Source organism: Mesorhizobium sp. L103C119B0, from assembly GCF_000502235.1.
Lineage (GTDB): Bacteria > Pseudomonadota > Alphaproteobacteria > Rhizobiales > Rhizobiaceae > Mesorhizobium.
The window spans coordinates 75993-96093 of the sequence record NZ_AYXE01000005.1 but is presented as its reverse complement, the minus strand read 5'-3'; the positions used below and the strand labels follow the sequence as shown (position 1 = coordinate 96093).

The 20101-nt window shown below is 62.2% G+C and carries 19 protein-coding genes and 1 pseudogene; 10 read left to right on the top strand and 10 right to left on the bottom strand.

Translation table 11 applies throughout. The features are described 5' to 3' along the window. Positions 1-82 precede the first annotated feature (82 nt). Both X728_RS156665 and nhaA read left to right on the top strand, forming a co-directional pair. Positions 83-646 carry an ActR/PrrA/RegA family redox response regulator transcription factor gene (locus X728_RS156665; RefSeq protein ID WP_023672848.1) on the top strand — a complete coding sequence of 188 codons (564 nt, stop codon included), beginning with the start codon at positions 83-85 and terminating at the stop codon, positions 644-646. Between the two features lie 372 nt (positions 647-1018). Then, on the top strand, positions 1019-2206 hold the full coding sequence (nhaA, locus tag X728_RS156670; RefSeq protein WP_023732524.1) for a Na+/H+ antiporter NhaA: 1188 nt from the start codon (positions 1019-1021) through the stop codon (positions 2204-2206). 53 nt (positions 2207-2259) lie between these two features. Here nhaA and X728_RS156675 read toward each other — a convergent pair whose 3' ends face one another. Further along, positions 2260-2760 (bottom strand): MmcB family DNA repair protein, encoded by a 501-nt coding sequence (locus X728_RS156675; protein ID WP_023819518.1) that lies wholly within the window; start codon positions 2758-2760, stop codon positions 2260-2262. Positions 2761-3279: 519 nt separating this feature from the next. On the opposite strand from X728_RS156675, the gene X728_RS156685 reads away from it, so the two are divergent. Together X728_RS156685 and X728_RS1000000170240 are read left to right on the top strand one after the other, a co-directional pair. Then, positions 3280-3561: an NAD(P)/FAD-dependent oxidoreductase gene (locus X728_RS156685; RefSeq protein WP_023819519.1), complete on the top strand. Its 282-nt coding sequence runs from the start codon at positions 3280-3282 to the stop codon at positions 3559-3561. Then, the gene (locus tag X728_RS1000000170240) at positions 3561-3827 is read left to right on the top strand and encodes a hypothetical protein (protein ID WP_155923952.1); all 267 of its coding nucleotides are present in this window, start codon (positions 3561-3563) and stop codon (positions 3825-3827) included. The genes X728_RS156685 and X728_RS1000000170240 overlap by 1 nt, the downstream gene beginning before the upstream one ends. 5 nt (positions 3828-3832) lie before the next feature. Here the strand turns inward: X728_RS1000000170240 and X728_RS156690 are convergent, their stop codons facing one another. After that, entirely contained in the window at positions 3833-4018 is a 186-nt protein-coding gene (locus X728_RS156690; protein WP_023819521.1) for a hypothetical protein, read from the bottom strand. A 5-nt stretch (positions 4019-4023) separates the two neighbouring features. Between X728_RS156690 and X728_RS156695 the strand changes: the two genes are divergently transcribed. Then, positions 4024-4875 carry a DUF3800 domain-containing protein gene (locus X728_RS156695; RefSeq protein ID WP_081732365.1) on the top strand — a complete coding sequence of 284 codons (852 nt, stop codon included), beginning with the start codon at positions 4024-4026 and terminating at the stop codon, positions 4873-4875. Between the two features lie 115 nt (positions 4876-4990). On the opposite strand, the pseudogene X728_RS1000000168620 reads toward X728_RS156695, so the two are convergent. Both X728_RS1000000168620 and cueR read right to left on the bottom strand, forming a co-directional pair. Continuing rightward, a pseudogene (locus tag X728_RS1000000168620) lies at positions 4991-5134 on the bottom strand (transposase); the annotation flags it as partial. Positions 5135-5817: 683 nt separating this feature from the next. Further along, a complete protein-coding gene (gene cueR, locus X728_RS156705) occupies positions 5818-6237 on the bottom strand; it encodes a Cu(I)-responsive transcriptional regulator (RefSeq protein WP_023703112.1) in 420 nt (139 codons plus the stop codon). Positions 6238-6475: 238 nt separating this feature from the next. Between cueR and X728_RS156710 the strand changes: the two genes are divergently transcribed. Then, positions 6476-7093 (top strand): L,D-transpeptidase, encoded by a 618-nt coding sequence (locus X728_RS156710; protein ID WP_023692663.1) that lies wholly within the window; start codon positions 6476-6478, stop codon positions 7091-7093. Positions 7094-7275: 182 nt separating this feature from the next. Here X728_RS156710 and X728_RS156715 read toward each other — a convergent pair whose 3' ends face one another. The 6 genes from X728_RS156715 to X728_RS156740 all read right to left on the bottom strand — a co-directional run bounded on the left by X728_RS156715 (position 7276) and on the right by X728_RS156740 (position 15235). Further along, complete coding sequence (locus X728_RS156715; RefSeq protein ID WP_023685140.1) at positions 7276-7845, bottom strand: NifU family protein; 570 nt, start codon at positions 7843-7845, stop codon at positions 7276-7278. A gap of 201 nt (positions 7846-8046) precedes the next feature. Further along, positions 8047-8538 (bottom strand): universal stress protein, encoded by a 492-nt coding sequence (locus X728_RS156720; RefSeq protein ID WP_023672856.1) that lies wholly within the window; start codon positions 8536-8538, stop codon positions 8047-8049. 101 nt (positions 8539-8639) lie between these two features. Continuing rightward, the gene (gene trpS / locus X728_RS156725; protein ID WP_023725837.1) at positions 8640-9707 is read right to left on the bottom strand and encodes a tryptophan--tRNA ligase; all 1068 of its coding nucleotides are present in this window, start codon (positions 9705-9707) and stop codon (positions 8640-8642) included. A gap of 172 nt (positions 9708-9879) precedes the next feature. Beyond that, entirely contained in the window at positions 9880-11487 is a 1608-nt protein-coding gene (gene murJ, locus X728_RS156730) for a murein biosynthesis integral membrane protein MurJ (protein ID WP_023831186.1), read from the bottom strand. A gap of 76 nt (positions 11488-11563) precedes the next feature. Next, entirely contained in the window at positions 11564-14359 is a 2796-nt protein-coding gene (locus tag X728_RS156735) for a [protein-PII] uridylyltransferase (protein ID WP_023715570.1), read from the bottom strand. A gap of 33 nt (positions 14360-14392) precedes the next feature. Next, positions 14393-15235, bottom strand: a complete 843-nt coding sequence (locus X728_RS156740) for a glycosyltransferase family 25 protein (RefSeq protein WP_023690024.1) — start codon at positions 15233-15235, stop codon at positions 14393-14395. 176 nt (positions 15236-15411) lie between these two features. On the opposite strand from X728_RS156740, the gene X728_RS156745 reads away from it, so the two are divergent. From X728_RS156745 to X728_RS156760, 4 genes are all read left to right on the top strand, one after another. Continuing rightward, the gene (locus X728_RS156745) at positions 15412-17925 is read left to right on the top strand and encodes a heavy metal translocating P-type ATPase (protein ID WP_023831185.1); all 2514 of its coding nucleotides are present in this window, start codon (positions 15412-15414) and stop codon (positions 17923-17925) included. 43 nt (positions 17926-17968) lie between these two features. Then, a complete protein-coding gene (locus X728_RS156750) occupies positions 17969-18352 on the top strand; it encodes a DUF305 domain-containing protein (protein ID WP_023685134.1) in 384 nt (127 codons plus the stop codon). Positions 18353-18444: 92 nt separating this feature from the next. Continuing rightward, on the top strand, positions 18445-19290 hold the full coding sequence (locus X728_RS156755; protein WP_023685133.1) for an aldo/keto reductase: 846 nt from the start codon (positions 18445-18447) through the stop codon (positions 19288-19290). Positions 19291-19342: 52 nt separating this feature from the next. Beyond that, positions 19343-20101: an MBL fold metallo-hydrolase gene (locus tag X728_RS156760; RefSeq protein WP_023685132.1), complete on the top strand. Its 759-nt coding sequence runs from the start codon at positions 19343-19345 to the stop codon at positions 20099-20101.

Below are 20101 nucleotides of genomic sequence, written 5' to 3'. Positions count from 1 at the left end.
CTTGGCGGAGGCGGCAAAATTGGACAATGGCGTTCAGGAACTATATCTGCGTAAAATTAAGGCAGCAGGATTTTTTGAGATAATGACTGGCGAAGAAGCAATTGGCGCAATGGTCGAAGGCGAGGACACCTCGCTGCTCATCGTCGACGACGACAAGCCGTTCCTGACGCGGCTGGCCCGCGCCATGGAAACCAGGGGTTTCGTGGTCGAGACGGCCGAGAGCGTCGAGGAGGCAGTGGCCAAGGCGCGCGCCCACCCGCCGGCCTATGCGGTGGTCGACATGCGGCTTGGCGACGGCAACGGCCTCGACGTCGTCGCCGCCATCCGCGAGAAGCGCGACGATGCCCGCACCGTCATCCTCACCGGCTACGGCAACATCGCCACCGCGGTGACCGCGGTGAAGCTCGGCGCCATCGACTATCTGTCGAAGCCGGCTGACGCCGACGACGTGTTTGCAGCGCTCACCCGCACCGCCGGAGAGCGCGCCGCCCCCCCGGAAAATCCGATGTCGGCCGACCGCGTGCGCTGGGAACACATCCAGCGCGTCTACGAAATGTGCGACCGCAACGTGTCGGAAACCGCGCGCCGGCTCAACATGCATCGCCGCACGCTGCAGCGGATACTCGCCAAGCGCGCACCACGCTGAGGTTCACGCGCCGGCGGCGCCGGCCGCCAATTGCCGAACCTCAGCGCTGCCCCTCACCTGCCTGCCGGCATCCTCTCCCCGGTATAGAGACGGGGGAGAGGGGCGCTCTCATCGCCGGTTTCGCCAATCGCCGGCGTTGCAGGAGACGACGGCGAGGCTGAAGCTGCCTCTTTCTCCCCGTCGCTATGTGGGGAGTTGAGGAATGGTCCGCGAAGCGGACGAAAAGCCAACTGCTTGGCTTTTCGAATGACGAACGTCCGGCAGGACAATGAGGGGCGGCGCCAACGCTGGAAACAGTTGCGCTTGCCGTGCCATCGACCTTTGCCCATCATCGGCAATAACGCCGCCGGAAAACCCGGCAACGGAGCACAGATGCGCGACAAGCAGCCGAAATCCATCCTTCGCGAATTCCTCGACGGCGAGGCGGCGGGCGGCATCATCCTGATGGTTGCGGCAGCCCTTGCGCTGATCGTCGCCAATTCACCATTGGCCGAAACCTATTTCGCCGCTCTCCACGCCTATCTCGGCCCGCTCAGCGTGTCGCACTGGATCAATGATGGGCTGATGGCGGTGTTCTTCCTGCTGGTCGGCCTCGAGATCAAGCGCGAGATGCTCGACGGTCAGCTCTCGACCTGGCCGCGCCGCGTGCTGCCGGGCGTCGCCGCCGCCGGCGGCATGCTGGTTCCCGCACTCGTCTATGTCGCCATCAACCGCAACAACGCCGCCGCGCTCTCCGGCTGGGCGATCCCGACCGCCACCGACATCGCCTTTGCGCTCGGCGTACTGTCGCTGCTCGGCAACCGCGTGCCGGCGTCGCTCAAGATCTTTCTCACCGCGCTCGCCATCATCGACGATCTCGGCGCCGTCATCATCATCGCCATCTTCTACACAAGCGGCCTGTCGCTGGCCTATCTCGGTGCGGCCTTCGCCGTCATCGCGGTGCTCATCGTGCTCAACCGCATGCGGGTGACGAGGCTGACGCCTTACCTCGTGCTCGGCGCCGTGCTGTGGGTGCTCGTGCTGAAATCGGGTGTGCATGCGACGCTGGCCGGCGTGGCGCTGGCGCTCACCATTCCGCTGAAAACTTCTCCCGGCAGCGGGCACGATCTCGACCATTCGCCGCTGCACCGGTTGGAGCACGGCCTGCACAAGATCGTGCCGTTCTTCGTCATCCCGATTTTCGGCTTTGCCAATGCCGGCGTGTCGCTGGCCGGCCTCAGCGCCTCTGCCCTGGTCGAGCCGCTGACGCTCGGCGTTGCCGCCGGCCTGGTGCTGGGCAAGCTGGCCGGCGTCTTCGGCTCCTCGGCGCTGGCGATCCGGCTCGGCTTCGCCGACCTGCCGGTCAATGCCGGCTGGCTGCACATGATCGGCATTTCGCTGCTCTGCGGCATCGGCTTCACCATGAGCCTGTTCATCGGCCTGCTCGCCTTCGCCAACGACATGGCGCTGCAGGACGCCGTCAAGGTCGGCATCCTGGCGGGGTCCTTCGTTGCAGCGCTGCTGGGTGCCGCCGTGCTCCTGATGGCGCCGGCGGCAGGGGTGGAGGAGGTGGTGGAGTAGGTGTTCTTGGGTTCCTCGCCCCCGCAAAGCGGGGCGAGGAACTTGAGCTTCGTCTACTCGCTCTCTCCCGCCAGCGCCGGCACCGCCACACCCGCCAGTTCCGCCGCCAGCAGCCGCGCCGCACCCGCCCGTGCGATGCGCAGCATCAGCGCCTTGCGCGTTGCCGCCGCCATCCGGTGCTCGGGCGCATCGCGCAAAATCTCGGCGCCGTAGCCGTCGGAAAGGATGAAGCCGCATTCCTCCGGGAAGATCTCCGAGGGCACGCCCGGATGGGTGGCGAAGAAGAAGCGGTCGGAGTGCAGCCGATAATCCGGCCATTTGCGGTCGACGCGAAAATCCTCGATCGAGGATTTGATCTCGATGATCCAGATGCCGCCCTGCCGGGTCAGCGCCACAAGGTCGGCGCGCCGCCCGGTGGCCAGCGACAGTTCGGGCAGCACATGCATGCCCATTTGCGTCAGCAGCCGCTGCACGCCACGCCGCACCAGCATGGCGCGTTCGGACTGGCGGCCGTCGATGAGAGGATTGAGGAGAATCGGGGAGATGATCGGCATGGCAGCCACCATGCCAGATTTTGTTCATGGTTTGAACCCGTGCTTGGACGGCGATTATCCGGTTGACAAACCCAAAGTCAAATAGGATTACATGCCTGACAGGGCGGCACAGGGGAAGCTTCAGGCCCCGCTATCAATCTTTAATATATAACTCAAAAAAGGACACAATTATTCCAATAATTACGGCGAGATGAAGTGCCATGTAGACGTATAGCAGGGGGTTCCTCTCGCTCTTTTCCCACCTATTTGCTCTGTTATCTAAAAGACTGAAATATATAAATATCAAGACTGGCGTTGCAGCAAAAAGAAACATCGGAAGTGGCACGGAGCGCCTCAAAGAATATGGAACGCGAACCATACCGTGCGCAATTTCCGAAAGCTACCCAGCCGTAGGGGCATGGCTCTCCTAACAGGAACCAGAAATGCGAGGACTCGTTAACTGATTCGAGTCAAGAGGGCTGGTATGGCTTTTCATGGCAAATCACTTTACGATCCCGTTGAACCTCTGGGGAGGCGGCCATGAAGAAAATCGACTATTCGCACTTGGAGCATGTATCGGTGGTCTTCGAGAAGCGGCCAGACGGCGGGCTTCGTGTATCCAGCCCTGACGTTCCAGGGTTTAGGCTTTCGCATAGCATCCCAGCTTTGGTCACTGCCGACATCATACCTGCGCTGGAAACCATCATCAGTGAGATGGTTGGGAAATCGGTTCGAGTGACGATGACCAGCGCGCGCCTGCCGCTTCCAGATGCGCCTTCTGAGCAGACAACCGCTGACTACGTGGCCAAGATAGCCGCCTAATGATCGCCGTTCGGCTGCTTCAGCGGCATGAATGGGAGAAGCGGCTTCGATCCTATGGCTGTTGTCCCACTGACGGTCTAACTAAACTCAACACTGCCGAATGGTGGCGCTGGCCTTGGGGCGGCCCGCCCTTCAACGTGTCATGTGAGTTCGACGGATCAATGGACGAATGGATGTTTCAGGGCATCATGCGCGATATGGCCGAACTTGCGCCGCCAGACTGGGAATTTAGCGATCCCTACAATGCAGGAAAGCCGAAGACCTAGGAGCTTCAGCCCTGTGCCTCACCGCGCTTCCGCCGCACCAATTCCCTTATCTGCTCATTGGTGAGCTTCGGCGCGTGGGCGATCTTGTTGACGATAGCCTCAAAAGCGGCGTCGGATTTATCCGTTTTCAACTCGTTGGCGGCTTCTTTGAACTTGTCGAGTTGACTCTTGGACTTTTCCTTGATTCCCATGATGGATGCCTTGTTCTTTCTCAGCCTATGTTGACGAAGCAGGAGACGAAGGTTTCGGAAAACTTCGGCTCCCCGGAACTACGGGCCAATCCCATTGGCTTGGCGTTGGCGCTGTTCTCGTCTCCGAGAGGAATGACCGCTTTATGCCGTCTTGGCGCGACGAGATCGTATCACTTTTCCCGAAGAAAAAGAATCCACGGGATCTACATTTCCGACACCTCAATCACAGCCAACGTGTAGCTGCTTGCAATATCCTTCGTGAGAAGCCCCTAGGCATTTGCGTCATAGCCTCAAACAAGGAAACGATCCTCGACAGCCAGGAACTAGAGGTATTCAAGCGAAAGCAGCATCTCTACAACTATCTTGTTCGCTGGCTTCTTGAGCGCCTCACAGCGGCTTGCCGGGAAAAGGCTCGCGTCGATGGCAATGGTCCGGCAAGCCTCTTTGTCACCTTCTCCCGACGATCTGGCACCGACTACCAAGTGATGCGGGACTACTTCGAATTCATGAGGGATGGGCGAGAGCTATTGAAACCGGTCCGCTCAATAGATTGGAGCGTTTTTGATCCTGCCAACATAAGGGTGGAAAATCACGCTGTGCGAGCCGGATTGCAGATTGCCGATGTAGTGACGAGCGCAACGTGCGCTGGCTTGGAGCCAAACGAATACGGGAATGTAGAACCGCGCTATGCGCTATCGCTGAAGGCCCGCTACTTGAAGGAACGGAAGCGCATATTGAACTGCGGCCTGACATTGATCCCGCCGATAGGGCGCTCCCCGCTCAGTAAAGAGCAGGGAGCATTTATCGCCGAATTAATCAAGGTGACAGGCCCCCGGACCCCTGATGCACATCGCTAGGATGCTGCTGCCCTAGGGCAACTCGGGGTAGCTCCGGCGCTTGCCTGCCATCCCAAATATGACATTTTTCCTATCGGCGTTCAATACGTTGTACAGAAAAAAGCTTCTTGGAGGGCTTGGTGCGAACGCCCTTCAACGAGTAGTGGCGATCAACAGAGCCGCACTTTGGGCAGACCGGACCATTCGGCCAAAGGATGCCTTCCACATGCTCGAAAGCCTTGGCTTCGTCGTGGAACTCGGGGCGGGACAGAACGGACATGGAAATCTCCTATGCCCTTACCCCACGTAATCACTTTGGGTTTGTCAACCGGATAATCGCCTGTGCCATGGCGATGTATGATTGACAAACCATAGGCGAATTTTCTCTCGCAATGATAAGAAGCACAGTCCTTGGCACGAGGGGAGACACCATGGGGTTTTTGGGATTCATCAACCGGCTTTTCCCCGCGACCGAAGAGTTGCGCCGGTACTCAGCGATCGCGGGTCCCTATTCATTCATGTTTCTGGTGAAGCGCATCCCAGCCGAAAACCGGAAATTCGTACGCTTCCGCCTCAGCCATATGGGAGCGGTCCAGGATAGTTGCACATTCAGCGTCGAGGAGTTCGGTTCCCTCGTTGATGCCGTCCTGAAGACAAAGGCAGAGCTAGATGACCCACTGCTCACGAGCGCTACCCAGCCGTAGGGGAATGGCGGCGATTATACGGTTGACAGAACTGAGGCTGCGACTTGATCCGAGCGCCTTCTGCGATCGCACCATATCTGTATCGGCGCGGTCTGGTATTGCTCCGGAACGCCCCTGCGTCCGCCGATCAACTTCCGTTCTTAGCTATAAGGCGGCCGGACTAAAGTCTTGCGCCGTGAACGCAAAGGTCTGATGTAACCGCTTTGGTTCCGTTCTTGTCCCTTGGACGTTCCCGTATTTTAGTCAGTCGAGATACTACCTATATGGCCGAAGCCGGCCTGTTCTCGAGTAGCGCAGCCCCCGCAATATCATCCAAAATCGGGCAATCCGGCCGGTCGTCACCATGGCAGGCCTGGATCAGCGTCTGCAAGGTCGTGCGCATCGACTGCAGCTCGCGCACTTTTTCCTCGATGGCGCTGACATGGGCGGCGGCGATCTCGCGCACATCGTGGCTGGCGCGGCTGCGGTCCCGGTAGAGCGCCATCAGCTGGCGGCAATCGTCGATTGAAAAGCCGAGGTTGCGGGCACGGCGCAGGAAGGCCAGCCGATGGATGTCGTCGCTGGAATAATCGCGATAGCCATTGCCGGCGCGCGCCGGCGCGATCAGGCCGATCTCTTCATAGTAGCGGATGGTCTTGGCCGGCAGGCCGGACCGCGCCGCGGCATCGCCTACATTCATTGTGATTCCTCGATGTGGTTCCCTGTTTCTAGGCTATCCGACAGGGCCGCCCATTGTTTTTCCTTCACAATCCCGTGAGTCCTGTTGCCGAAATGCCATAGTTGACGGCTTACCGGCACGTAAGCTCCTGCATATAGGCATCGCGCGCTTGGCAAGCAAAGCAAATGCCAGCATGAATGATTTCAGGAAAAGCGGCCGTAACGTGTCGCGACATCTTGGCGGGGCATCGGACCATTTCATGCGCATGAAGTCATTTGCAATCGTCGCCGCACTTGCGTTGTCGGCCGCGATCTCGGGTTGCAGCACGATCGGCTCGCAACTGTTCACCAACAACTACGGTTCGGTGAACGATGCAGGCTACCAACTGCCGCGCATCCCGATCGAGAGGGTGCCGCTGAAGTACCACCGGCAAGAGGTGAACTACGACACCTCGGAAAAGCCGGGCACCATCGTCGTCGATACCCAGAACAAGTTTCTCTACTTCGTCGAAGGCGACGGCCGGGCGATCCGCTACGGCATCGGCGTCGGCCGCGAAGGCTTCGAATGGCACGGCACCGCCCATATCGCGCTGAAGCGCGAATGGCCGACCTGGACGCCGCCGCGGCAGATGATCCAGCGCCAGCCGGAGCTAGCGAAGTTCGCGAGCGGCATGGAGCCGGGCTTGAAGAACCCGCTCGGCGCGCGCGCCATGTATCTGTTCAACAAGGGCGGCGACATGGGCTACCGCCTGCACGGCAGTCCGGAATGGAATTCGATCGGCAAAGCGATGTCGTCAGGCTGCATCCGGCTGATGAACCAGGACATCATCGACCTCTACGACCGCACTTCGGTCGGTGCCAAGGTCATCGTGATGTAGGACCTTGATCCGGAACCGAGGTCCACGAAAGCGAAAAGTGGAACCGGTTTTCGGGAAGATCAAGGTCAAGATAGGCGTTACCCTTCGTACGCGGACCGTCTAGGCAACAACGGACGTCCAAAACAGAAAACCGGGCAATCTGGCCCGGTTTTTTGTTGCTCGCTCGAATGCGTGAAGGGGTCTTAGGAGACCTGCTCGACCTGCTGTACTTCCGGCACGAAGTGGCGGAGCAGGTTCTGGATGCCGTGCTTCAGCGTCGCCGTCGAGGACGGGCAGCCGGCGCAGGCGCCCTTCATGTGCAGGAACACGGTGCCGTTCTCGAAGCCGCGGAAGGTGATGTCGCCGCCATCCTGGGCAACCGCCGGGCGCACCCTGGTGTCGAGCAATTCCTTGATGGTGATGACCAGTTGCTCATCGGCCTTGTCGTAGAATTCGCCGGTCTGGCTGGTCTCGGCAGCGGGGCCGGCGTTGACCATGACGGGCGCGCCCGACATGAAATGCTCCATGATGGCGCCGAGGATGGCCGGCTTCAGGTGCTGCCAGTCCGGGCCGTCCTTGGTCACGGTGATGAAGTCATAGCCGAAGAAGACGCCGGTCACGCCGGGGATCTCGAACAGGCGGCCGGCCAGCGGCGAGGCGCTGGCTGCACTGTCGGCGTCGCGGAAATCGGCGGTGCCTTCGACAAGCACTTCCTTGCCGGGCAGGAACTTCAGCGTTGCCGGGTTCGGCGTCGATTCGGTCTGGATGAACATGGCCGTCTCCGTGCCCCAGTCGGGCAGCTAGTTTGGAATAGTTCTAAATAGGCTCAATCTGCTGGACATTCAAGCGAAACGCATCGCTCAAAATGGCTGGCTGGCGGAATGTTTTTACTGGCTGGGGATGAATCCCGCGCGGGCTATAAATCCAGGATCGTGATGTTATCCGAACCGCTTCACACTTTCCGGCATCACTCTCTATGCGAGGCTGTCGATCTCCTCGTCGGAAAGGTTCTGCGGCACCACTGTGACGGGAATAGGGAAGGCGGCGCCCTTGCCGGCAACAGCCCCGACCAGCGGCCCGGGTCCTTCCTTGCCGGCACCTGCCGCCAGCACCAGGATGGCGATGTCCTGGTCTTCCTCGATCAGCTTGTGGATCTCCTCGGTCGGCTTGCCTTCGCGCACCACCATCTCGGGCTCGATGCCGAGCTTCTGGCGCACCTTGTTGGCGTAGCCGTCGAGTGCCGCGCGCGCCGTGGCGTTGGCTTCCTCGCGCATGATCTTCTCGACGCCCAGCCAGTGCTGAAAGTCGTCCGGTGTGATGATGTAGAGCAGCACCAGCGTGCCGCTGGTGCTCTGCGCCCGCTTGGAGGCGTACGCGACGGCGCGCTCGCACTCCGGCGTGTCGTCGATGATCGTCAGGAATTTCCTGCGATGGCCGGCTTCGCGACTGAGGCGTTTGGAGACCATGTCTATCTACTCGATGTTTTCGGCCGCAATCTGCCACCGCGACAGACCGGCGGCAAGCCGCCGGCCTTGGGCCAGAATGGTGCGGTGCACTGACGGTAGGATCAGCCCTGCAACAGGCCTATAATGTCGCGTACCGTCTTCATCGTGGTCTCAGCCAGCGCGCCGGCGCGTTCGCCGCCGTCTCTCAGCACCGCGTCGACATGGGCGCGGTCGCCTTCGATGCGGCGCATCTCGCCGGCGATCGGCGCCAGTTTTTCCACGGCAAGGTCGGCAAGCGCCGGCTTGAACACGGAAAACTGCTGGCCGCCGAACTCCTTCAGCACGTCCGCCTTCGACATCTCGGCCAGCCCGGCATAGATGCCGACCAGGTTTTCCGCTTCCGGGCGGCTTTCCAGGCCGTCGACTTCGCTTGGCAACGCTTCCGGGTCGGTCTTGGCCTTGCGGATCTTCTTCGAGATGGTGTCGGCATCGTCGGTCAAATTGATACGCGACAGGTCGGACGGGTCCGACTTCGACATTTTCTTCGAACCGTCGCGCAGGCTCATGATGCGCGCCGCCGGCCCGCCGATCACCGGTTCGGTTATCGGGAAGAACCCGTTTACCGTCTCTTCGCCAACCTGCATCTCGACTCCGACGCCAAGACTGGCGATGCGGCTCGAAAAATCATTATTGAACTTTTGCGCGATGTCGCGAGTCAGCTCCAGATGCTGCTTTTGGTCCTCGCCCACCGGCACATGGGTCGCGCGGTAGAGCAGGATGTCGGCCGCCATCAGCGAGGGATAGGCAAGCAGGCCCAGCGAGGCGTTCTCGCGGTCCTTGCCGGCCTTGTCCTTGAACTGCGTCATCTTGTTCATCCAGCCGATGCGCGCCACGCAGTTGAAGATCCAGGCAAGCTCGGCATGCTGCATCACCCGCGACTGGTTGAAGACGATGTGCTTCTTCGGGTCGATGCCGGAGGCAAGGAAGGCCGCGGTGATCGAGCGGGTCTGGTCGGCGAGGTCGTCATGGACGAGCTGTGCCGTCAGCGAATGCAGGTCGACGACGCAATAGATGCAGTCTGACGTGTCCTGCAGGGCGACGAATTTCTTGATGGCGCCGAGATAGTTGCCGAGATGCAGATTGCCGGTCGGCTGTACCCCGGAAAAGACGAGCTGTTTGAAGGCGGTCATGATGTCCTCATGGCTTGTGGAGGGCCGTATAAGCGTGATTCCGAAAAGTTGCAGACTTTTCGGAGCCAATCACGCGGCTGGAAACCACGCGCGGCGAAAGTCTTGCGACGGCGCGCTTATGGACGAAGGGGCGGAGAGGATCAAGACCGGTGTTGCTGTTAGCTCGCCCGGACTATTCGTCCAGATCGGCGTTTGGCGCTGGCGCCGCTGCCTTGCCCGAGCCGCGTTTCACATTGCGCCGGATCATGCCGAAATCGGCGCCGCCGGTGGCAAAGGCCGTGATGAAGTAGAGCAGAGCGCCGCCGGCTACCAATGAGAGAAGCGTCACGGCCTTGATCACCAGTGGCGAGCCGGGGCCGAGCCTGACGGCCAGCCAGTGCTCGGCGAAATAGAGCGCCACCGCCATCACCGCAGCCGACAGCACCAGGCGCGGAATGCGCTTCAGCAGCGGCGCGTCGCGGCCCCAATGGCCGCGACGGATCAGCACGGCAAGCAGCATCACAGCGTTGACCCAGCCGGCCACGGCCGAGGCCACCGCAATGCCGGGCGCGCCCATGCTCGGGAACAGCGTCAGTGCCGTGATCACGTTCACGCCGACCGAAATGGCGGCGAACATCATCGGCGTGCGCGTATCCTCGCGGGCGAAATAGCCGGGAGTGAAGGCCTTGATCAGCACGAAGGCCGGCAGGCCGAGGCCAAAGATCGCCAGGATTGCGGCCACTGTCGGCGTCGAGCCGTTGGCGGCGAAGGCGCCGCGCTCATAGACCAGCCGCACGATCGGCTCCGCCATCACCCACAGTGCCGCCGCCGCCGGCAAGGTCATGAACAGGGTGAACTCGACCGAGCGGTTCTGCAGATTGGCCGCCTCGACCAGATTGCCCGATTTCAGCGCCCGCGACAGCTCCGGCAACAGCACGATGGCCACCGCGACGCCGACGACGCCGAGCGGCAGCTGGTAGATGCGGTCGGCGTAAGCAAGCGAGGACACGGCGCTGTCCTGCGCCGACGCGATCGCCGTGCCGATCAGCTGGTTGATCTGGGTGATGCCGCCGGTGATCGCCGCCGGCAGCGCCAGGATCAGCAGGCGCTTGACGTTGGGCGTCATCTTCGGCCGGCGAAAGCCGATGGCGATGCCGGCATTGCGCACCGCCACCCAGACGATGGCAAGCTGCACCAGCCCCGCCGCCAGCACGCCCCAGGACAGGCTGAAACCGACCTCACGGGCATCCATGCCGTGGTACCAGGCGTAGCCGAGCACGCTGATCAGGATGATGTTGAGGAAAGCCGGCGCCACGGCAGCCGCGAAATAGCGGCGCAGCGAATTCAGCATGCCGGCCATCATCGCTGCGAGCGACATGCAGATGAGATACGGGAACATGATCGTCGCCAGCAGGACGGTCGTCTCGAATTTGCCCGGCGTGTCGGCAAAGCCCGGCGCCACGAGATAGCGCACGATCAGCGGCATCGCCAATTCCATGACGATGGTCAGCGACAGAAGTGCGGTGAACAGGACGCCGAACACTTCCTCCGAAAAGCGCTTGGCGCCGTCGGTGCCGTGGGTCTCGATCTCCTTGGCAAACAGCGGCACGAAGGCGGCGTTGAAAGCGCCTTCGGCAAACAGCCGGCGAAACGTGTTTGGAAACTGGAAGGCGGCGTTGAAGGCGTCCGCCACCGGCCCGGTGCCGAGTGCGGCAGCCATCAGCATCTCGCGGCCAAAGCCAAGGGCGCGGCTCATCAGCGTGCCGGACGCAACCGTGGCGAATTTCTTGACGAGGCTCATGCGCGGGGAGATTGCCTGGATGATTGGGACAAAGGGGATGATTGGGACAAAGGGGGTGATTGGGACAAAGTGATGGTCACTCGGCCGCCGCCTTGGCCTTGCCGCCGCGCTCTGGGACAACGCCTTCAAGCGCCGCGATCAGCCTGGCGTGGATGGTGGCGGTGCGTGCCGGGTTGTCGATCTTCTGCCCCGTAAGGTCGGTGACATAGAAAGTGTCGATCACCTTCTCGCCGAAGGTGGTGATGTGAGCCGAGGCGATGTCGAGCGAGAGATCGGACAACGCACTGGTGATTTCCGACAACAGCCCGGGCCGGTCCAGTCCCTCGACCTCGATCACCGAAAACCGGTTCGACAGCGTGTTGCGGATTTCGGCGCGCGGCGGAATCTTGAACACCTTGGCGCCGCGCCGCGGCCGGGTGCGCTTCTCGATCATCTCCGGCAACCAGCTCTTGCCCGACAGCACGTCCTCGATCAGCCGGCCGACGCGCTCGGCGCGACGGCGCTCATCCTCGTCGCGGTCGAATTCCCGTGAGATCAGGATGATGTCCAGCGCGCGGCCGTCGGACGTGGTGAATATCTGCGCGTCGACGATGTTGCCGCCGGCGCCGGCACAGGCGCCGGCAATAACCGAAAGCAGGCGCGGATGATCCTGCGCCAGCACGGTGATCTCGGTCACCGCCTCGAATTGGTGCGTCCTGACCACGGTGGCGAGCTTCTTGCCTGCCGCGTCGGCTTCGCGGATGAATTCGGCATGACGCAGCTGGTCGGGGAGGTCGACCGTCAGCAGATAGTTCTCGTAATGCAGGCCGACATAGCGCTTGCGGGCCTTGTCCGGCCAATCGGCCAGCGCCTCGGCCAGCCGCTCGCGCGCCGCCGCCGTCCGCTTGGCGCGCGACACTTCCGAGAAGCCGCCGGTCAAAAGCAGTTCGGTCTCGTAGTAGAGCGTGCGCAGGAGCTGGCCCTTCCAGCCGTTCCACACGCCCGGCCCGACACCCCTGATGTCGCAGACGGTCAGGATCAACAGCATTTTCAGCCGCTCGACCGATTGCACGATCGAGGCGAAATCCTCGATCGTCTTGCGATCGTTGAGGTCGCGCGTCTGCGCCGTCATCGACATCACGAGATGGTTCTCGACCAGCCAGGCGACTGTCTCGGTGTCGGCCGCCGACAGCCCCATATGCGGGCAGATGCGGCGCGCGATCCGGGCGCCGGCCTCTGAGTGATCCTCCGGCCGGCCCTTGGCGATGTCGTGCAGCAGCACCGCGACATAGAGCGCCTCGCGGCTCTTCTCTAGCCCCGGCATCAGCGTGTGCGAGAGCGGATGCACCTTTTCGCCGTCGCCGCGCTCGATCTCGGCCAAGACGCCGATGCAGCGGATCAGGTGCTCGTCCACCGTATAGTGGTGGTACATCGAGAACTGCATCATGGCGACTATTCTGCCGAAATCGGGGATCAGCCTGCCGAGCAGGCCGGCCTCGTTCATGCGCCGCAAATTAAGCTCGGCATTGCGGTCCGAGGTCAGGATGTCGAGGAACAGCCGGTTGGCCTCCTCGTCGCGCCGCAGCGACTTGTTGACCAGACCGAGCGAGCGGGTGAGCAGCTTCAGCGCATCGGGATGGAACTCCAGCCCGTGCTTGTCGGCGAACCAGAACAGCCTGAGCAGATTGACCGGGTCGCGCTCGAACACGCTGTCGTCGGCGACGTTGATGCGGTGATTGTCGACAATGAAGTCCGACGTGCCTGCCAGCTTGCGCTTGCGGCGCTGGAAGGTGAGGAAGATGCGGTTGAAGCCGGGCACATGCTTGGCCTGCTCTTCCTCGAGCGCGGCGCAGAAGATGCGGGTGAGGTCGCCGACATCCTTGGCGACGAGGAAGTAATGCTTCATGAAGCGCTCGACCGCCGACAGACCGGGATGGGTGGTGTAGCCCAGCCGTTCGGCGATCTCGCGCTGGATATCGAAATGCAGCCGTTCCTCTGGCTTGCCGGTGAGGAAATGCATGTGGCAGCGCACCGCCCACAGGAAGTCTTCGGCCTTCTGGAATTCGCGGTACTCGGCCTCGGTGAAGACACCTTTCTCGACCAATTCCTCGCCGGTGCGCACGCGATAGAAGTATTTGGCGATCCAGAACAGCGTCTGCAAATCGCGCAGGCCGCCCTTGCCGTCCTTGACGTTGGGCTCGACCAGATAGCGGCTTTCGCCGGCCTTGGCATGGCGATCGTCGCGTTCGGCGAGCTTGGCCTGCACATATTCCGGTCCGGTGGTGCGCACCACTTCATGGTCGAAGCGAGCGAGCAATTCGTCGAAGAGCTTCTGTTCGCCCCACAGGAACCGCGCTTCCAGGATCGTGGTGCGGATGGTGATATCGCTGCGCGACAGCCTGAGACACTCGTCGATGTTGCGGGTGGCGTGGCCAACCTTCAACCCGAGGTCCCACAGCATATAGAGCATATATTCGACGATCTGTTCGCCCCACGGCGTCTGCTTGTAGGGCAGCAGGAACAACAGGTCGATGTCGGAGCCCGGCGCCAGCGTGCCGCGGCCATAGCCGCCGACGGCGACGACCGCCATGCGCTCTGCGGTCGAGGGGCTTTTCACCCGGTAGACGTGGGTCGCGGCGAACTCGTAGAGGGCGCGGATGATCTCGTCCATCAGATGCGACAGCCGGGCGGCGCAGGCCGTGCCGCTGCCATCGTCCATCAGCATGCGCTCGGCAACCTTGCGGCCCTCGGTCAGCCGATCCTTCAGCAGCCGGAGCGCACCGACGCGCGCGCCGGGCTCGATGCCGCTGGCCGCCGAGATCAGCGCCGTCATGTCGCGGCGCAAAGCCTCGCTGTCGATCAGCGCGTCGAGCTTGAGGGAGATTTTTGCCATGGATTGCCGGTGGGCCTCGCCTTTGCGCGGCGTCTATAGCGCGTTTTCACGGCGCTGTGTATGGGGCGGACGGACGCGTCGGCCGCGATACCAGAAAGGGATGATCATCTCGCGCCGGAGCCGGAAGAGATCGGCGATCTGCCGCGTCAACCGCCTGGTCTCGATCCTTACCTTGGCGGTGATTGGCCTGGGGCGCCGTTTACCTATCCCGCTTGCCACCCATTCCTCTGTTCGCTCCTGCTTGAGCAGGCTTGGCAATCTCACCGGACTGTCGCCGAGGAATTGTGCCTGCAGGCACAATGCTGGGACGAGTTGGTAAATGACCTTGTCGGACGAGGTAGCAAAACGCGGATTGAAGATGAGGTGATCGACGGGAATGCTGATCTCATTCGTTGCCGCAAGAAGGTCCCGCGCGGCCTGTCTGGACAGGATGTATCCCGCCGTACCGATATGGAGCCCGTGCAGTCTGCTCGCAGAAAAACCGTGGCCGCAGGCAACTTGCTTGCGTGAAATTACGGTCCGGTTGAAGAACGTTTCCAACTTGACGATGTCCGCATCGGCGGGAATCCAGCCCGCATCGGCAAGCAAAGCGCCGGCTTTGTCCGGGAAAACGACATCGTCCTCGAAAATCGCCGCGTAAGCATCCTCACCTGCAGCGATCGTCGACCAACACTGTTGGTGGCTGAGCAGGCAGGCAATCTCGGCGTCGGCCAGGCGCAAATGCTTCTTGCCCTGCGGCATTTCGGCCAGATCCGGCCGATCTCGCGCATCGATGGCGGCGACCCGCTCGAAGGCGATGCCGATGCGCGCGAACTCCGCCGTTACATGGGCGAGGCGATCGCGGGACCGATCGAGATTGATAATCAGGCATTTCATTTGGGTGGGATCGATGCAGTGGGACGCGCGTCCATAGCATGGGAACAAAGTTGCGTAAGCGATTTTCCCTCGATGTGCGCGATGACGGCCACGATCGAAAAGTGGAAATCGCCCCTTGACCTTCCAGTTACTGGAAGCACTACCTCCTCACCCAGACAGATATAAGGCACTTTTCGATGGCGCATTCCGAGCATCACCACCACGCGCACGCGGCCGATGGCAACTGCTGTACGGCAAAGGCTGCTGAGCCGGCCGCCGAAGCAGTGGTGCGCGATCCGGTCTGCGGCATGAGCGTCGATCCGGCAGCCGGTAAGCCGACGGCCGAGCATGGCGGCCGTCTCTTTCACTTCTGCAGCGAGGGTTGCCGTACGAAATTCGTCGCCGGGCCCGAAAAATACCTGACCGCCACCGACCCCGTCTGTGGCATGAGTGTCGACCGCGCTACCGCCAGGCATTTTTTCCGCCACGAAGGCCAGGGTTTCTATTTCTGCTCGGCCGGCTGCCGGGCGAAGTTCGAGGCCGAGCCGCAAAACTATCTCGGTGACAGGCCGACGCCGTCGCCAGTGCGGAAAGGCACGCAATACACCTGCCCGATGCATCCCGAAGTGATAAGAGACAAGCCCGGCTCCTGCCCGATCTGCGGCATGGCGCTTGAGCCGATGGGCGTTCCCACTGGCGATGAGGGCCCGAACCCCGAACTGGTAGACTTCACCAGACGGTTCTGGGTCAGCGCGGTGCTGTCCCTGCCGCTGCTGATCGTTGCCATGGCGCCGATGCTCGGCCTGACGTTCCAGGCGTTTGTCGACGGGCGAACGATGGTCTGGCTGGAATTGGCGCTGGCCAGCCCCGTCGTGCTGTGGGCGGCCTTCCCGTTCTTCCACCGAGGCTGGGAGTCGCTGGTCAACCGCAGCCCCAATATGTGGACGCTGATTTCGCTCGGTGTCGGCGCTGCCTATCTCTACAGCGTGGCGGCCACTCTGTTCCCGGACATTTTTCCACACCAGTTCCGCGGTCATGGCGGCACAGTGCCGGTCTATTTCGAGGCAGCCGCCGTCATCGTCGCGCTGGTATTCCTCGGTCAGGTGCTCGAATTGCGGGCGCGCGAAAAGACCGGCTCGGCCATCCGTGCGCTGCTCGACCTGGCGCCGAAGACGGCACGGCTGATCGGGGAGGACGGCTCCGACACCGACGTGCCGCTCGTTGCGGTCAAGGCCGGCGACCACCTACGCCTCCGTCCGGGCGACGCCGTGCCGGTCGACGGCACTGTAACGGAAGGCCGTTCCTCCATCGACGAATCGATGATCTCGGGCGAGCCGCTGCCGGTCGAAAAAACGAAAGGCGATGCCTTGACCGGCGGCACGCTCAACAAGAACGGTTCGCTGATCATGCGCGCCGAAAAGGTCGGCTCCGAAACGACGCTTTCGCGCATCGTCGAGCTGGTCGCAAAGGCGCAGCGTTCGCGCGCGCCGATTCAAGGTTTAGCCGATCGCGTCTCCTTCTACTTCGTGCCGGCCGTCGTGCTGGTCGCGCTCATGGCCTTTGCCGCCTGGGCGATCTTCGGTCCCGAACCCAGCTTGATCTTTGCCATCGTCTCGGCGGTCTCGGTGCTGATCATCGCCTGCCCCTGCGCGCTCGGCCTGGCGACGCCGATGTCGATCATGACTGCCACCGGGCGCGGGGCGCACGCGGGCGTGCTGATCAAGGACGCGGCCGCGCTCGAGCGCTTCGCTTCGGTCGACACGTTGATCGTCGACAAGACCGGCACCTTGACCGAAGGCAAGCCTCGCTTGACCGATGTCGTCGCTGCCGAAGGCCTGTCTGAGAATGAATTGCTGGCGCTCGCCGCCGGCCTGGAAAAAGGCTCGGAGCATCCGCTGGCCGAGGCCATTGTCGGCGGCGCCGGCGAACGCGGCCTGACGCTCGTTGAGGCCGGCGGCTTCGACGCCGTCACCGGCAAGGGCGTATCCGGCACGGTGTCTGGCAGGAAGGTTTCGCTCGGCAACGCCGCCATGATGGCCGATGTCGGCATCGACACCGCTTCCCTGTCGGCCAGGGCCGAGGCGCTGCAGGCAGAAGGCAAGACGGCGATGTTCGTTGCGGTGGACAAAAAACTGGCCGGCATTGTCGCGGTCGCCGATCCGGTCAAGGCAACGACAGCCGAGGCGATCAGGGCGCTGCACGACAGAGGCTTGCGGATCATCATGGCGACCGGCGACAATGAATGCACGGCGCGCGCCATCGCCAAAAGCCTTGGCATTGACGAGGTGCGCGCCGGCCTGCTGCCGGAACAAAAGGCAGCCCTTGTCGAGGAGTTGCGTGCGAAAGGTGCCGGCGTAGCCATGGCCGGCGACGGCGTCAACGATGCGCCGGCCCTGGCCAGCGCCGATGTCGGCATCGCCATGGGCACCGGCGCCGATGTCGCTGTCGAGAGCGCCGGCATTACGCTGGTCAAGGGCGATCTCAACGGCATCGTCAGGGCCCGAACGCTCGCCCAGGGGACGATCCGCAACATCCGCCAGAATCTGTTTTTCGCCTTCCTCTACAATGTGCTTGGCGTGCCGGTTGCCGCCGGCGTGCTCTATCCGCTCACCGGCACGCTTTTGTCGCCGATGCTGGCGGCGGCGGCCATGAGCCTGTCTTCGGTTTCGGTCATCGCCAACGCATTGCGGCTGCGGACGTTGAAACTCTGAGCAAAGCCCCCAGATACGAATATCAATCAACAGGAGATCATGGATGACCTTGGCTAAGAAGATCGTGCTTTTGATGATGGCGGCGGGAATGCTGCTTGCCGTTTTCCTCGAAAGCGTCCCGGCGCAATCCGAAGAGATGAAACACGACATGGGCGCGATGGGCGCGCAAGGTCCTTCGACCGACGGCTACAAGGCGGCGATGGACAAGATGCACACCGACATGATGATCGAATATTCCGGCAATGCCGATGTCGATTTCGTGCGCGGCATGATCCCGCATCATCGGGGCGCGATCGACATGGCCAAGGTGGAACTCGCCAATGGCAAGGATCCCGAAATCCGCAAGCTGGCCGAAGATGTCATCGCCGCGCAGGAAGCCGAGATCGCCAAGATGCAGGCCTGGCTCGCCGCCCATCCGGCGAAGTAAGGCAGCAACGGCCATGCCGGAGAGATTCATTCTGGATTTCTCTCCGTGCTTGTGATGCCATTCGCATCGATTACACGGCGCCAGGAGCCCACATGCCATCGACGATAAGAGCCACCACACTGCCTTCGGGCGAGGCCGTCCAGGTGCTGGGACAGGGCACATGGAAGATGGGCGAGGATTCCCGCCGCCGCGCCGGCGAGGTCAATGCCCTGAAGCTCGGGCTGGACCTCGGCATCACGTTGATCGACACCGCTGAAATGTATGCCAGCGGCGGCGCCGAGGAGGTGGTAGCGGAAGCCATTGCCGGGCGCCGCGACGAACTCTTTCTTGTCTCCAAGGTATTGCCGTCCAATGCCTCGCGCGCCGGCGTGGCGCGGGCCTGCGAAAACAGCTTGAAGCGCCTGCGCACCGACCGCATCGATCTCTATCTCCTGCACTGGCCGGGCAGTGTGCCTCTATCTGAAACCGTCGAGGCTTTCGAGGCGCTGAAGGAGGCCGGCAAGATACGCCACTGGGGTGTCAGCAATTTCGACACCGACGAAATGGAGGAGCTGACCGGCCTGTCGTCTGGCAATCATGTCCAGACCAACCAGGTGCTCTACAATCTGTCGCGGCGCGGCCCCGAATTCGATCTCGCACCGTGGAGCCGGCAGCGCGGCATCCCGCTGATGGCCTATTCGCCGGTCGAGCAGGGCGCGCTGGCGCGCAATTCCAGGCTGGAAACCATCGCCGCCCGCCACAACGCCACGGCAGCACAGATCGCGCTTGCCTGGGTGATGGCGCAGCCCGGTGTCATCGCCATCCCGAAGGCGAGCAGCCAGGAGCATGTCCGCCAGAATGTTGCCGCGCTCGACATCGAGCTGACGGCCGAAGACCTCGCCGAACTCGACCGCGCCTTTCCACCGCCGACGCGCAAGCGCGGGCTGGAGATGATCTAGATTGGAACGGGTTTCGACCGGGTATCATCATACGGCGTATAGAGTCGGAGCCATGACGGTCACGTCGCTGCGCGACGGTTACGTCGACATGCCAATCAGGCGGCTGCGCCAGCCCGGAGACCGGACATTCGGTGACAACCTGCCCTCGCATGTACCGCTCGTCGACGGTGCGCTCAGGCTGTCGGTCAACGCCTTCGCCATCGATGACGGCGACGACATCACGCTGATCGACACAGGGGCTTCGAACGCCTGGCACCCGACAATGGGGCACCTGCCCGAGGCGCTGCGCGAGGCGAAGATCGCCACCGACCGGATTCGGACTGTTGCTTTCACCCACACCCATCTCGACCATATACACGGGCTCATCCTTGCCGATGGTGGCGACGGCTTCCCGCAGCTCTCTCGCCTGCTTGTCCCGCGCGCTGAGCTCGGCATGTTTCGCGACGTGGCGAGGCTGGAATGCTTCCACGATCGCGCCCAGCCTCTCGATGCTGGACAGCGCGTCAGCGCTGACATCGATACGATCGGCTCCGCTGGCCATGAAGCCGGCCACACTTGCTTTCGCGTTGTGAGCGCAGGCGAAACACTGTTGATCTGGGGCGACATCGTACATGTGCCGTCGCTTCAATTCGCTCGACCCGAGATCACGTGGGAATTCGACGCAGACCAGCAGCAGGCGAGGGCAAGCCGGTTGCAAATGCTGGCGCTTGCGGCCAACAACGACTGCTACGTCGCCGGCGCGCATCTTGATTCGCCCGGCGTCGGCCGGGTTTTTCGAACCGAGACGGCTTTCCGCTTCGAGCCCTTGTAG